At 54.2% G+C, this 14,277-nt stretch carries 10 protein-coding genes; 7 read left to right on the top strand and 3 right to left on the bottom strand.

Annotated features, from left to right (window positions below):
- Positions 1 to 168: 168 nt before the first annotated feature.
- From hisD to ACQKE4_RS17080, 5 genes are all read left to right on the top strand, one after another.
- On the top strand, positions 169 to 1,479 hold the full coding sequence (hisD, locus tag ACQKE4_RS17100; protein ID WP_427389503.1) for a histidinol dehydrogenase: 1,311 nt from the start codon (positions 169 to 171) through the stop codon (positions 1,477 to 1,479).
- The gene (locus ACQKE4_RS17095) at positions 1,476 to 2,228 is read left to right on the top strand and encodes an SDR family NAD(P)-dependent oxidoreductase (RefSeq protein WP_427389502.1); all 753 of its coding nucleotides are present in this window, start codon (positions 1,476 to 1,478) and stop codon (positions 2,226 to 2,228) included. The genes hisD and ACQKE4_RS17095 overlap by 4 nt, the downstream gene beginning before the upstream one ends.
- A 216-nt stretch (positions 2,229 to 2,444) precedes the next feature.
- Positions 2,445 to 3,437 carry an iron ABC transporter substrate-binding protein gene (locus tag ACQKE4_RS17090; protein WP_427389501.1) on the top strand — a complete coding sequence of 331 codons (993 nt, stop codon included), beginning with the start codon at positions 2,445 to 2,447 and terminating at the stop codon, positions 3,435 to 3,437.
- Between the two features lie 99 nt (positions 3,438 to 3,536).
- Complete coding sequence (locus ACQKE4_RS17085; protein WP_427389500.1) at positions 3,537 to 5,129, top strand: ABC transporter permease; 1,593 nt, start codon at positions 3,537 to 3,539, stop codon at positions 5,127 to 5,129.
- Entirely contained in the window at positions 5,126 to 6,196 is a 1,071-nt protein-coding gene (locus ACQKE4_RS17080; RefSeq protein WP_427389499.1) for an ABC transporter ATP-binding protein, read from the top strand. The genes ACQKE4_RS17085 and ACQKE4_RS17080 overlap by 4 nt, the downstream gene beginning before the upstream one ends.
- A gap of 36 nt (positions 6,197 to 6,232) precedes the next feature.
- Here ACQKE4_RS17080 and polA read toward each other — a convergent pair whose 3' ends face one another.
- Positions 6,233 to 9,022: a DNA polymerase I gene (polA, locus tag ACQKE4_RS17075; protein ID WP_427389498.1), complete on the bottom strand. Its 2,790-nt coding sequence runs from the start codon at positions 9,020 to 9,022 to the stop codon at positions 6,233 to 6,235.
- Between the two features lie 189 nt (positions 9,023 to 9,211).
- Between polA and ACQKE4_RS17070 the strand changes: the two genes are divergently transcribed.
- Together ACQKE4_RS17070 and speA are read left to right on the top strand one after the other, a co-directional pair.
- Entirely contained in the window at positions 9,212 to 10,171 is a 960-nt protein-coding gene (locus ACQKE4_RS17070; RefSeq protein WP_427389497.1) for a homoserine kinase, read from the top strand.
- Entirely contained in the window at positions 10,168 to 12,084 is a 1,917-nt protein-coding gene (gene speA / locus ACQKE4_RS17065) for a biosynthetic arginine decarboxylase (RefSeq protein ID WP_427389496.1), read from the top strand. The genes ACQKE4_RS17070 and speA overlap by 4 nt, the downstream gene beginning before the upstream one ends.
- 247 nt (positions 12,085 to 12,331) lie before the next feature.
- Here speA and ACQKE4_RS17060 read toward each other — a convergent pair whose 3' ends face one another.
- Positions 12,332 to 12,997 (bottom strand): fumarylacetoacetate hydrolase family protein, encoded by a 666-nt coding sequence (locus ACQKE4_RS17060; RefSeq protein WP_290835889.1) that lies wholly within the window; start codon positions 12,995 to 12,997, stop codon positions 12,332 to 12,334.
- A gap of 115 nt (positions 12,998 to 13,112) precedes the next feature.
- Entirely contained in the window at positions 13,113 to 14,114 is a 1,002-nt protein-coding gene (thpD, locus tag ACQKE4_RS17055; RefSeq protein WP_427389495.1) for an ectoine hydroxylase, read from the bottom strand.
- Positions 14,115 to 14,277: the final 163 nt, after the last annotated feature.

Below are 14,277 nucleotides of genomic sequence, written 5' to 3'. Positions count from 1 at the left end.
CCCTTAGCGCATTTCAGGTCAATTACGCCCCCTCGCTTTAGCGTGGGGGCGCTCGTTTAAAGGCTTTAAAATAGTAGCCCAGCCCACCATTGCATTCGTATGCAACAACGCATAGCCTTATCTCTAACGCTTTAAAAATAACTGCACAATGCGTAACAGGAGCTTTATATGATTCGCCATCTTAAAACCGGGGCTTCAGTTGAGACTCGCGCCGAAGCTGATCGCCAAGTACGTGAAACCGTCGAAAAGACCCTCGCCGATATCGAGGCTAACGGTGACAAAGCGGTGCGTGAGCTATCTGAAAAGTTTGATAACTGGTCCCCCACCTCTTTTCGCCTGAGTGAGGCCGATATCGCTCAAGCAATGAGCGAAGTTGCAGAGCGTGACCTTGAAGACATCCGCTTTGCCCAAGCCCAAATTCGCCGCTTTGCGGAAGCTCAGCTTGCCTCCATGCAGCCGGTTGAGATCGAGACTCGTCCAGGCGTTATGCTAGGCCACAAGCATCTGCCGATTAACTCGGTGGGTTGTTATATTCCGGGCGGAGCCTACCCCATGGTGGCGTCAGCTCATATGAGCGTGCTGACGGCTAAAGTAGCTGGCGTTAGGCGCGTGATTGCCGCTGCGCCGCCTTATAAAGGCAAACCCCATCCGGCGATTGTCGCGGCCATGCATTTAGCCGGTGCCGATGAAATCCTCGTACTAGGTGGCATGCAGGCAGTCGGCGCCATGGCGATTGGTACCGACACTATCGAACCCGTCGATATGCTAGTCGGCCCGGGCAACGCCTTTGTAGCGGAAGCTAAGCGCCAGCTATTTGGCCGGGTGGGCATTGATCTGTTCGCTGGCCCGACAGAAACATTGGTTATTGCCGACGAAAGCGTCGACGGACTGTTATGTGCCACTGATCTACTAGGCCAGGCCGAACATGGCCCCACATCACCAGCAGCGCTGCTGACTAATTCAGAAAAGCTCGCTAACGACACCCTGGCGGCAATTGAAGAGCTACTCAAGAAACTGCCGACTGCCGAGATCGCGCGTAAAGCCTGGGAAACCCACGGCGAGGTGATTGTTTGCGATAGCCATGAAGAGATGCTGCAGGTCGCTAATGAGATGGCCTACGAGCACGTTCAGGTAATGACCGAAGACCCAGAACTTTACCTGGAAAAGATGACCAACTACGGCGCGCTGTTCCTTGGCCCGCGTACCAATGTGGCGTTTGGTGACAAAGTGATCGGCACTAACCACACCTTGCCGACCAAAAAAGCCGCCCGCTACACCGGCGGATTATGGGTAGGTAAGTTCTTAAAAACCTGCACCTACCAGCGCGTGCTGACGGATGAGGCTTCCGCTGAAATCGGTAGCTACTGTTCGCGGCTATGTGCGCTAGAAGGGTTCGCGGGTCATGGCGAACAGGCCAATGAGCGGGTTCGCCGTTACGGTAAGCGCAATGTGCCCTACGCTTCAGCGGTGGATGCATGACGCTACCGCAGACACCCAGCCTGCAGCTAACCGGTAAGCGCGCGCTCATCACCGGGGCCAGCCAGGGCATTGGTCTAGCCTGCGCCTGCGCACTTGCTCAAGCGGGTGCTGAGGTAACGCTAGTCGCCCGCAGCGAGGGAACGCTAAATGAAGCCGTTGGCGCTTTACAAGCCGCTGGCTTCAAGGCGAATGGATTAGCACTGGACGTTAACGACCACTCAGCGCTGAAGCAGGCACTGGCAAGCCACTCATTTGATATTTTGGTCAATAACGCTGGCACCAATCGGCCCAAGCCCCTGGCAGACGTCAGTGAAGATGACTATGCCACAGTGATGGACCTTAACGTGCGAGCCTGTTATTTCCTCACCCAAACCATTGTTGGGCAAATGCCGAACGGTGGCAGCGTCATCAATATTTCTTCTCAGATGGGCCATGTAGGGGCTGCAAATCGCAGCCTTTATTGCGCTTCGAAATCTGCAGTAGAGGGCATGACGCGTGCCATGGCGGTGGAACTTGGCCCGCGCGGTATACGGGTTAACTCTGTTTGTCCGACGTTTATCGAAACACCCATGACACGCCCTTATTTTGAGCAGCCTGGTTTCTTAGAAAGCGTGATCGCTAAGATTCCCCTTGGCCGCCTTGGTCAAGTGGAGGACATCATGGGTTCGGTGGTGTTTCTGGCGTCACCCGCCGCGGCCATGGTCACCGGTAGTGCACTGATGGTTGATGGTGGCTGGACTGCTCAATAGTTCCCTGTTGCTGGTTAACCAAATAATTAGTAACTTCTTGATTGCCCGACAATGTCGGGCTTTTTTATGAGGTTCACAAAAGTAGGCATGAGACTAATAGACAAGAATCATTTTGCGTATCATTATCATTTGCAAGCGGACATTTTTTTGTTATCGTTGAGGTAGAGCGCTGCTCAGCAGCCTAAGCCTGAACGACTGAAAAAGGGAATGCTTGAGATGCATAAAACGTTATTGGCGACTGCCGCCGCAACACTATTTGCTGCCCCACTGGCCTCTGCCGCTGACCTCACGCTTTATTCAGGCCGTGGCGAGTCCATGGTTGAACCGATCATTGCCCAGTTTGAGAAAGAGACCGGTATCAGTGTTAACGTGCGCTATGGCGACACCGCTCAGTTGGCAGTCCTCATTCAGGAAGAAGGCGACCGTTCTCCGGCTGACCTTTACTGGGGTCAAGACGCTGGAGCAATGGGTGCTATTAGCCAGGCAGGCCTGCTTGCTGAGCTTCCTGAAGATATTTACCAAGACCTACCCACCATTTACACCAGCGAAACCGGTAACTGGGTAGCTTCCAGTGGCCGAGCCCGCGTGATTGCCTACTCACCTGAGCGTGTCGAGGAAGATGAGCTTCCAGAAAGCATCTTTGACTTAACCGATGAGCAGTACGAAGGCCGCGTAGGCTGGGCACCAACTAACGGTTCATTCCAATCGTTTATTACTGCCATGCGCCTTGAGCACGGTGACGAAGAGACCCGCGAGTGGCTGGAGGGCATGCGCGACAATGGCGCTGTCACCTTCCGCAACAACGGCACTCAAGTAGAGGGCATTGCAGGTGGAGAAGTCGACTTCGGCTTGGTAAACAATTATTATTTGCCGCGGTTTAAAGCTACCGATAGCGAGTACCCTGTTGAGCAGGCCTTCTTTGCAGATGGCGATATTGGCAACTTGGTTAACGTAGCAGGCATTGCGGTACTTGAAAGCAGCGAGAACCAGGAAGCTGCCGTGGAGTTTATTCGCTTTCTGCTGTCGCCTGCCGCTCAACAGTATTTCACCGGAAGTGTTTACGAGTACCCGGTTACGCGCAACGTGATTCAGAACCCGATCCTTGAAGACTTTGATCGACTGCTAGAAGTCTCTCCGCAGATTGATCTGGATGACCTTCAAGACCTGGAAGGTACCCTGAACCTGCTGCGCGACGTTAACTTGCTGTAACGATGTTCATAGCGGCCTACTGATTTAGGTAGGTCCGCTCGGTTTGCTAAAGCCCTAGCCGCCTTTTGTAAGGCGGCTAGGGCGTTTTCACGAGATACCATGGCACATTTGCAAGTGACTGCTTCTCGGCTACGTTTCTGGCCAAAGCAGGCTCCCCTACACATATTACTGCCATCAATCATTGCCGCCCTGGCAATGTTGATTCCGCTGGTGTATCTGGGATTACGTGCCTTTGAAGCAGATAGCGATACGCTGGTTTCGCTGATTTTCCGTAGCCGTAATCTTGACCTGCTGATTAACACACTGACGTTAGCGTGCGGCGTGGTATTGGCCACGACACTGATGGCGTTTCCGTTAGCGTGGTTGGTTACCCGTACGGATATTCCCTGCAAACGCTTGCTGACCGTCCTTGGTGTGGTGCCATTAGCGGTGCCGGGCTATGTGATGGCCTATGCATTGATTGGCTTGAGCGGCAACTATGGCGTGATGGCGCAGCTGTTTGGTGTTCAACTACCCCGCTTACAGGGTTACAGCGGTGCCACCCTAGCGCTTTCGCTGTACACCTTTCCCTATCTGTTTTTAAATCTTCGCGCGGCACTTGCCGGCTTAGACGGCAATTTGGAAGAGAGCGCCCGTAGCCTGGGCTATTCACAGCTCGATATTTTCCGTCTGATTATTTTGCCTCACCTGATGCCCGCCCTGATGGCTGGTTGGCTGGTGATTACACTCTACGTTCTAGGCGATTTTGGTGCCGTCGCGCTCATGCGCTATGAAGCCTTTAGCTATGCTATTTATACTCAATACTCCGGTGCCTTTGACCGTATTTACGCGGCGTGGCTGGCAATCATGCTGTTGGCGCTGGCCTTCTGCTTTGTGTTAATCGATAGCGTTGTGGTCAAGCGCAAGCTCGCCCGCGTAGGCACCGGCGTGGCGCGGCCTATTCCACCACGCCCATTGGGCAGAGCGCGCTGGTTAGCGTGGCCTTACCTGATAGTGCTGTTTGGTGCCTCTATTGGGCTACCCGCGATGATTTTAAGCTACTGGTTGCTGTTAGCCCCGCCTGATATGAGTTTCTTTGCTCGCGTACCAAGCACGCTGCTGCGTTCAGCAGGGGCTGCGCTTCCTGCGGCAATCTTAGCGGTAGCCTTTGCCCTGCCGTTGGCCTTTCTAAGTGTGCGTTATCGCTCGCCGTTTACCGCCGTGATTGAGCGTTCTGCCTATATTGGCTATGCCATTCCGCCGCTGGCGCTGGCACTGGCAATGGTGTTTTTTGCCTTACAGACAGCCTCCTTTCTCTATCAAACCCTGGCCCTGCTGATCATTACCTGGGCCATGGCATCGCTGGCGCTGGCGCTCGGCCCGATTCGCAGCGCGCTTTTACAAACGCGCCCCAGTATGGAGCAAGCTGCCCACTCTTTGGGTCATGGGCCTGTATCAACGTTTATTTATGTGATTTTTCCACGCCTGCGCCGCGGCATACTTTCCGGCGTGGTTCTGGTATTTGTACTGTGTATGAAAGAGTTACCGATCACCTTTTTACTCGCACCCACGGGATATACCACGCTGGCAGTGACCGTATTTACGCGCACTTCTGAAGGCATGCTGGCAGAAGCCGCCCCTTTTGCAGCGGCGATTGTGGTGTTTTCAAGTATTTCGGTTGGCCTACTACTTGCCCGGGAGGGAAAACGATGACTACCCTCAATGTAGCTACAACGCCTCAAGGAGTAGCTGCGGCGCTTAATACCCCGCTACTTGCGGTCGAAGGCCTCTCTAAGCGTTATCGCCCAGGCGATCCACTGGCAGTAGACAACGTTAGTTTTAATTTAGAAAGCGGCGATATTTTGGCACTGCTTGGCCCCAGCGGCTGTGGTAAAACCACCACATTGAGAATGATCGCCGGTTTTGAACAGCCCGATGAAGGCCAGCTGTTTTTACATGGCAAAAATGTCACTGCTTTGCCGCCTCAACAGCGCCGCATCGGCATCGTGTTCCAAGATTACGCTCTGTTCCCGCATATGTCCCTGGGCCAGAACGTTGCCTTTGCCATGCGCCATGTACCCAAAGCAAAACGGGCCGCAAAGGCCCGCGAGTGGCTAGATTTAGTGGGTCTGGCGGATCTTGTTAAACGCATGCCAGATGAGCTTTCCGGTGGCCAACAGCAGCGGGTAGCCCTGGCCCGCACCCTGGCCGCCGAACCTGAGCTGGTGTTGCTGGATGAACCGTTCTCTAACCTGGATGCGGCGCTTAGGGAATCCACCCGCAAAGAAGTCCGCAAACTGTTTAAAGCGTCGGGGACTACCGCCATTCTGGTAACGCACGACCAGGGGGAAGCGCTCTCCTTTGCTGATCAGGTCGGCGTTATGCACGCAGGCAAACTGCTCCAAATGGATCGTCCGGAACATATTTATCAACGCCCAGCCACCGCTTTTGTGGCTGAGTTTTTGGGCCATACCAACTTATTGGACGGCGATGCCGATGGCGAGATAGCGCAAACAGCGCTGGGGCCGGTAGGCATTGATTCAACTATCAAAGGCCCGGTGCGCGTTTCACTGCGCCCCGAACATCTTGCCATGTCACCCGCTGAGCAAGGCAAGGGTGCCACCATTATTGAACGAGAGTTCCGTGGCCATGACTGCTTCTATTTACTGGAGCAAAAAGGCCAACGATATAGCGTTATTACCCCTAGCCACACATTGTGGAAAGTTGGTGAACAGGTAGACCTAGAACCCCAGCGGCGCGGCAGCGTACTGCGCGATTAAGTCCCCCCCGCGTTAACGTGGGGGGTAAACTTACTATCAGTGGGCTTCATCCCAATTGGCGCCGCTTTCCGCTTCCACGATTAGCGGTACTTTTAACTCCGCCGCGCCCTGCATGCGTTTTTGCACCTGCTCGATAAACGCTTCGACCTGCTTTTCAGCCACTTCAAACACCAGTTCATCGTGCACCTGCATCACCATCAACGCATCAAACTCGCCTTCTGCCAGCCACGCATCCACATCAATCATCGCTTGTTTGATAATATCCGCCGCCGTACCCTGCATCGGCGCATTAATGGCCGTGCGCTCGGCGCCTTGGCGACGATTGCGATTTTGCGACTGAATTTCCGGCAGGTAGAGCCGCCGACCTAGCACGGTTTCGACAAAACCATCTTCCGCCGCCTGGGAGCGGATGCGCTCCATATAGCGGGCAACGCCAGGATAGCGGTCAAAATAGCGATCAATATAGGTCTGGGCTTGGTTACGCTCTATATGTAGCTGGCGTGACAACCCCCAAGCGCTCATGCCGTAGATCAAACCGAAGTTAATCGCTTTGGCGCTGCGGCGCTGGTCACCCGACACCTTCTCAAGGGAGGTGCCAAAGACTTCCGCCGCGGTGGCGGTGTGGATATCACGCCCCTCGGCAAATGCTTCCAGCAAGCCTTTATCTTCAGAAAGGTGCGCCATAATACGCAGCTCAATCTGCGAGTAGTCGGCGGCGACAATGCGGTAGCCAGGGCGGGCGATAAACGCCTGACGAATCTTGCGACCCTCTTCGGTACGAATGGGGATGTTTTGTAAGTTCGGATCAGATGACGACAGACGCCCGGTAGCGGTGACCGCCTGATGGTAGCTGGTATGCACCCGGCCAGTGGCTTTATTGAGCAAGCGTGGCAGCTTATCAGTGTAGGTGGATTTTAGCTTGGCAAGACCACGATGCTGCATAATCACCTTGGGTAGCGGGTAATCCAGCGCCAGCTCTTCCAGCACGCCTTCTGCGGTCGAAGGTGCCCCTTTGGGTGTTTTCTTAAGCGCCGGAATTTTCAGTTCTTCAAACAGAATCTGCCCAAGCTGCTTGGGGGAGCCCAGATTAAATTCGCGCCCGGCGAGCGCAAACGCTTCGCGCTCTAACTCACCAATTCGCTTTTCTAGCTGCTGGCTCTGTTTGTGCAGTAGCTCAGCATCCACGGCAACCCCATTACGCTCAATCCGCGAGAGTACTTTGATCAGCGGCAGTTCAATATGATCTAGCACCTCTGCCAGGCGCCCTTCGTTTTCGACCTGAGGACGTAGCGCCTCCTGGAGCCTTAACGTGATATCGACGTCTTCGCAAGCGTAAGGCGCTGCCTGCTCCAGGGCAATTTGGTTAAAGGTCAGCTGTTTAGCGCCCTTACCGGCAATCTCTTCAAAGGTGATGGTCTTTTCGCCCAGATACTTCAGCGCCAGCGAATCCATATCATGGCGCGTGGCAGTAGAGTTGAGCACGTAGGAGGCCAGCATGGTGTCGGCAAAAGGGCCTGCCACAGAGATGGCGTAGTTGGCCAATACCGAAATATCGTACTTGAGATTTTGGCCTATTTTCGTTTTTTCCGGGTCTTCCAGCAGCGGTTTTAGCGCCGCCAGAACCGCTTTGCGGTCAAGCTGTTGGGGAGCATCCAGGTAATCATGGGCAAGGGGAATATAGGCCGCTTCCCCCGCTTCCAGTGCCAAGCCGACACCGACAATTTCAGCATCCATATAGTTGAGGCTGGTGGTTTCCAGGTCAAAACAGAAGCGCTCTGCGTTTTGCAGCCGCTCAAGCCAGCGCTCGAAGTCTACCTGCTCCAGGATGACGTGATCTTCGCGTGTACTTGCTTGAGAAGACGCACTCGCCCCCTGTAGCTCGCTATCCGCTTCCTCAGCGCTGGCAGGCGCAGGTTCGCCGCCTTTAACGTCATCCACGCCTTCGTCTTTGCCTTCCAGCAGCTCACCCAGCCACTGGCGGAACTCCATCTCTTTATACAGCGTGACCAGCGCTTCGCGATCAGGATGGGCGATATCCAAATCATCTAAGCCCACCGGCAGATCGCAGTCGACTTTGATGGTTGCTAACTGATAGGAAAGAAACGCCTGATCGCGATGCTCTTCAAGCTTCTTGGATAGCGTTTTTGCGCCTCGGAAGGTAAGCGTTTTGACGCGTTCCAAATCGCCATAAATAGTCTTTAGCCCGCCACCCATACCTTGTAGTAGGCCGATAGCAGTCTTTTCACCCACACCGGGTACGCCTGGGATGTTGTCGACCTTATCCCCCATCAGGGCGAGAAAATCGATAATCAGCGTAGGTGGCAAACCGAATTTCTCTTCTACCCCTGCCTCATCCAGGGTTTCATCCTTCATGGTATTAACCAGCGTGATATGGGCATTGACCAGCTGTGCCATGTCCTTATCGCCCGTGGAGATCACCGCATCGCGCCCTGCCTGAGTGGCATGATGGGCCAAAGTACCAATCACGTCGTCGGCTTCAACGCCGTCAATACACAGCAGCGGCAAGCCCAACGCCTTCACACAAGCGTGCAGAGGGGCAATTTGGCTGCGCAGGTCATCAGGCATCGGCGGGCGATGGGCCTTATAGTCGCTGTATATATTATCGCGGAAGGTTTTCCCCGGCGCGTCAAACACCACCGCCATAGGGCTTTGCGGATAATCTTTGATCAGCCGCTTGAGCATGTTCAACACACCTTTCACCGCACCCGTCGGCTGACCATTGGAGGTCGTGAGCGGCGGCAGTGCGTGAAATGCCCGGTAAAGATAGGAAGAGCCATCGACGAGAACGATCGGAGCGCGAGCCATAACCAAGTTCCATTATTGAAAAATTGCTAAAAAGAGTCGTAAAAAGAGAGTTGCCCACATAATACGCGTTGCACAGGCTGCCTGCCGAGCCAATCCACCTCAACTCTATATATAACTGTTACAACAACGCTGCCAACTGAGCTTTCAAGCCGCTACAATAACGGGCTTAGCAACCTGGGCGAGATTCTCATGGCTGTATTTACCCCGCTTAGCGACGCACAGGTCGCCGCGTTTTTAGAAAAATTTGATGTTGGTAGTTTCGTTTCCCTACAGGGCGTTGCGGGCGGCACTGAAAACTCGACGTTTTTTGTGACCACCGACCGGCGTGAACTGGTGTTAACCCTGTTCGAACAGGGCGAGCATGAAGAGCTGCCATTTTTTGTCGAACTGCTCGATTATTTAGATGAGCACCGTTTACCGGTGCCTGGCACGGTGCATGACCGCGAAGGCATCGCGCTGCATAGCCTGGAAGGCAAACCGGCGCTACTGTTTCCGCGCCTGCCTGGTCGCCACCCTGAAGCACCAAACCTGGCCCAGTGTCACGCCTTGGGCGACACCCTGGGCCGCCTGCATGTGGTCTCAAAGCGTTTTCCAGGACACCGCCCGAACCCGCGTGACCTGAATTGGCTGCATGTTATGCACCACAAGGTGTTGAGCTATTTAAGCCCCGCCGATCAAACGTTGATGAAAAATGAAGTCGACGACGTTGAAAGCGCCTTTATCCAGCACAACGAGCTGCCACAAGGCGCTCTGCACGGCGACCTATTTCGTGACAACACCCTGTTCGAAGGTGACCAGCTCGGCGGCATTATCGATTTTTACAACGGCTGTACCGGTGACTTGCTGTTTGACCTAGCGATTGTGATCAATGATTGGGCCTCTAACGAGGATGGTACGCTCAACGCAGAGCGCTACGACGCCTTATTAAGCGCCTATCAAGCTCGTCGCCCGTTGACCATTGCGGAGCGTGAGCTATGGCCTACCATGTTACGTATGACGGCGCTGCGCTACTGGCTGTCGCGTTTGTTGGTGGTCTACGTTGACCCACCAGCCCATGATTTGACGCCCCACGACCCGGAGCGTTTCCGTACTATTTTAAATGCGCGCATTGCCCACGGTGCGCTGCCGCTGCCTGAGGTTTCTGCATGAGTGTGATGGCCACAACTAGCCCGGCGCTTCGCGCTCGGCGTACCTGGAATATCGACCAATGGGGCAGCGGCTACTTCGATGTCGATGACCACGGCCAAGCCCTGGTACGCCCGCTGGGCAGCGATGCGGAAGGTCCGGCGCTACCACTTAGCGGGCTGGTTCGCCAACTGCAAAGCGCCGGACTTCGTTTGCCGGTACTAGTGCGTTTTAGCGATATTCTTCACGACCGCGTTGAGCAGCTATGCGGCGCCTTTGATGCGGCCATGAGCGACTGCGAGTACCAGGGTGGCTACACAGCGGTTTACCCGATCAAAGTGAACCAGCAGCGCCGTGTAGTGGAAGAAATTTTAGCCACCGCTGAGCGTGGCAATGGCCGCGTTGGGCTGGAAGCGGGCAGCAAGCCAGAGCTGCTGGCGGTGTTGGCACTTTCCGATGGCGGCTCTTCACTGATTGTCTGCAACGGCTACAAAGATCGCGAGTATGTGCGCCTTGCGCTGCTGGGGGAGAAACTGGGTCATAAGGTCTATTTAGTCGTCGAAAAGCTCTCCGAGCTACAACTGATTTTAGAAGAAGCCCGCGAATTGGAAGTAACGCCGCGTATTGGCCTGCGCGCTCGTCTGGCCTCCGTGGGTAAAGGCAAGTGGCAGAATACCGGCGGTGAAAAATCCAAGTTCGGCCTGACCGCAAGCCAGATTCTTGAGGTGGTAGAAACTCTGCGCGAGCAGGATGCCCTAGCCAGCCTGCAGTTAGTGCACTTCCATCTGGGTTCACAGATCGCCAATATTCGCGATATTCAACGCGGACTGCGCGAGTGCGCACGCTTCTACCAAAACCTGATGGAGCTGGGCGCGCCGATTGACACCGTCGACGTGGGCGGCGGCCTCGGGATTGACTACGAAGGCACCCGCTCGCGTAGCTTCTGCTCAGCCAACTACTCGATGCGCGAATATGCCCGTAACGTGGTCAGCGCGTTTGCACAGCTATGCCAGGAAGCGAACCTGCCCCAGCCGCATTTAATCAGCGAATCCGGCCGCGCGCTAACCGCCCATCACGCGGTGCTCATCACCAACGTGATTGGCGAGGAGCGCATTGATGACACTCCGCCTGAACGGCACCCCCAAGAAGATACTCAAGTGGAGTTGCTGTGGCGTGTGTTTGAGCAGCTTGCCACCGCCCAAGAGCCACGCATGCTGGTTGAAGCGTGGCATGACCTGTTACAAGCGGTCAGTGAGTTACAGGATCGTTTTGTGATGGGCTTGAGCAACATTACCGCCCGCGCCGAAGGCGAGCGTATTTACATGGCTGCCTGCGCGCGACTGCGCACTCAGCTTGACACCCGCAACCGTGCTCACCGCGAGATTATGGATGAGTTAGCGGAAAAGCTTGCCGATAAACTGTTCGTCAATTTTTCGCTGTTTCAATCCGTGCCCGATGTGTGGGGCATTCAGCAGATTTTCCCGGTGCTGCCGCTGAGCGGGCTTGACCAGGCCCCCACCCGGCGGGCGGTGATTCAGGATATTACCTGCGACTCCGACGGCCGCATTGATAGCTATGTCGATGGCCAGGGCGTTGAAAGCACGCTGCCGCTACCCGAGTGGCCATCCGATGATGAACGTTGGTTAGGGTTCTTCCTGGTGGGCGCCTATCAGGAAATTCTCGGCGACCTGCATAACTTATTTGGCGATACCGACTCCGTTGACGCGGCACTCAATGCAGACGGCGAATGGACACTGTCTAATCCACTCGCGGGGGACTCCGTGGCCGATGTGCTGGCCTACGTCAACTTCAATGCCAATGTGCTGAAGCAAAAGCTCACTGATCAACTGGCAGCAAGTGGCCTTTCTGCCGACGAGCAAGCACGCTTTGCGGCAAGCTTAAGCGAAGGGCTGGAAGGCTATACTTATCTTGAGTAATTGACTTACTTGAGTAACTGACTTGAATAAACCAGCCCCAAAATAAGAAGCGCCACCCGTGATTAACGAGTGGCGCTTTCTATTGAGCTTAACGATAGCTAATGCTTGTGGCGTGCTATCTACTCCACTACTGGGCGGCTCCACCATCTAGTTACTCAACCATAGAGCTACACGACTATAGAGTTACACGACTATAGAGTTACACGACTATAGAGTTACACGACTATAGAGTTACACGACTATAGAGCTACTCGACTACGCTAGTTTCGATTTCTAAACCACCAGTTAAGGTTAAGCGTAGTTTTGAACCACGAACCAGTTCCCCTACACCTGCCGGCGTGCCGGTCAAAATCACATCGCCCGGCTCTAGAGTAAAGTGACGGCTCATTTCGGCCACTAGGGTAGGTACAGCGAAGATCATATCGGAGCCTTCACCGTGTTGAACCTCTTCACCGTCAATATCAAGCGTGAAAGCCAGCGCATTCCAGTTAGGAACACGGCTTAACGGCAAAAACGATGAAAGCGGACAGGCTCCATCAAACGCTTTACAAATTTCCCAAGGGTGCCCCTTCTCTTTTAGCTTCGTTTGCACATCACGCAACGTCAGATCCATCGCCAAACCAATGCCCACGATGGCGCGCTCGGCTTCATCCTGGGTAGCATGGGTCAACGTTTCACCTACCAGCAGAGCAAGCTCCACTTCGTAATGTACATCGCCACGGGAGAAAGGTGGATCCAACGGTTTCGTAAGATCCACTACGCTAGTCGCCGGCTTAATGAACAGCAATGGTTCAGTGGGTACCGGATTATCCAGCTCTTTCGCATGGTCGGCATAATTGCGGCCGATGCAGACAACTTTGCCCAACGCGTGGGGAAACTCCTGGCCATCGGTAAACTGTAGAACAAAACGCATGGCGGGTATTCTCCTTCTCATTATGCGTGCCGCTTTCGCAACGACAGGCGCAACAGTTTACCCCACCTATACTAAGGTTCCACAACCTTAAGCCAGGAATTTATCATCGCCAGATTTATTGACGATGTTGCTGCACCTGCTCACTCGGGCTATGGGCCAGAAAATAAGGACGCTGTTTGGCCGCAGCATACGGCTCACCACAGCGGTTATCTGGACGATTAAACACAAAGAACACGTTGCTACGCGGGTCTGGCGACAGGTTAGCATTCGAGGCATGCAGCGTATTGCAGTCGAAAAGTAACAAGCCGCCGGCTTTCCCCTTAGGCGCTTCAATACCGTGCTCAGCCACAAGCTCAGTCAGTGCTTCAGGACTTGGCACCCCCACTTCCTGCGCCTTCAGAGAGCTTTTGTGATTATCCTGCGGCGTTTCACCCAGGCACGGCACAAACTTATTGTGCGAACCGGGAATCAGCATCAATGGGCCATTGAACTCGTGGTTGTCGGTCAGAATCAGCGAAGCGCTCACCGCATGCATCGCTGGCATGCCATCTTCGGCGTGCCATGTCTCAAAATCGGAGTGCCAGTTAAAACCCTGGCCCGCAAACCCCGGCTTATAATTGATCCGCGACTGATGCACATAAGGGTCATCGCCAATAATTTGGCGCGCAGCACCTGCGACTCGCTCATCGCTCGCCAGCTTACCTAAGCGCTCAGAGAGGAAATGCACCGCAAACAACGAGCGAATCTCCTGGCTTGCTGGCTCGGTGATGCTGAAATCTTCGTTACGATAGTTATCGTTACTCATGAGCGTCTGCATCTCCCGACGCAGCTCATCAAGCTCAGCACCTTCAATGAGATTGGGGATGAATAAAAACCCTTTACGCTCGAACTCGTCGAGTTGCGCCTGACTTAAAGGACCAGAAAGCTGGCGCCCTTTAACCACAGCATCTTGTCGCGGGAGCCAGCGCTTCTCAGGCATATAAGCCAAGCGTGACGGGTAGGCATCCTGTACCTGTGTACGCTGAGCCTGTGTGCTGTGAGCATTCGGTGTATCGGCCATTTCGCTATATTGCTTATGGGCAGTTACAGAATTTAGTGGTGTGCTTTTGACTGTCATCTAATCCACTCCTTGTATGATTAGGTTTCAGGTCGAACATATTTACTGATACAAACATGCGCACAAGATAAGTGGTTATGCAAAAGTTATCGAGTTACTTTTTCCGTAATTATCACATACGTTTTTGACCGCTTCACAGAGCTTGTCGAACGAACTGTAGGCT

The sequence above is a fragment of the Halomonas sp. NPDC076908 genome (assembly GCF_050269715.1).
Lineage (GTDB): Bacteria > Pseudomonadota > Gammaproteobacteria > Pseudomonadales > Halomonadaceae > Vreelandella.
Note: the sequence above shows the minus strand (reverse complement) of the source record. Positions and strands in the feature narration are given on the sequence as shown.

Coding starts and splice junctions, on each gene's coding strand:
- hisD (WP_427389503.1), top strand. CDS start 169: ATGATTCGCCATCTTAAAACCGGGGCTTCAGTTGAGACTCGCGCCGAA.
- ACQKE4_RS17095 (WP_427389502.1), top strand. CDS start 1,476: ATGACGCTACCGCAGACACCCAGCCTGCAGCTAACCGGTAAGCGCGCG.
- ACQKE4_RS17090 (WP_427389501.1), top strand. CDS start 2,445: ATGCATAAAACGTTATTGGCGACTGCCGCCGCAACACTATTTGCTGCC.
- ACQKE4_RS17085 (WP_427389500.1), top strand. CDS start 3,537: ATGGCACATTTGCAAGTGACTGCTTCTCGGCTACGTTTCTGGCCAAAG.
- ACQKE4_RS17080 (WP_427389499.1), top strand. CDS start 5,126: ATGACTACCCTCAATGTAGCTACAACGCCTCAAGGAGTAGCTGCGGCG.
- polA (WP_427389498.1), bottom strand. CDS start 9,022: ATGGCTCGCGCTCCGATCGTTCTCGTCGATGGCTCTTCCTATCTTTAC.
- ACQKE4_RS17070 (WP_427389497.1), top strand. CDS start 9,212: ATGGCTGTATTTACCCCGCTTAGCGACGCACAGGTCGCCGCGTTTTTA.
- speA (WP_427389496.1), top strand. CDS start 10,168: ATGAGTGTGATGGCCACAACTAGCCCGGCGCTTCGCGCTCGGCGTACC.
- ACQKE4_RS17060 (WP_290835889.1), bottom strand. CDS start 12,997: ATGCGTTTTGTTCTACAGTTTACCGATGGCCAGGAGTTTCCCCACGCG.
- thpD (WP_427389495.1), bottom strand. CDS start 14,114: ATGACAGTCAAAAGCACACCACTAAATTCTGTAACTGCCCATAAGCAA.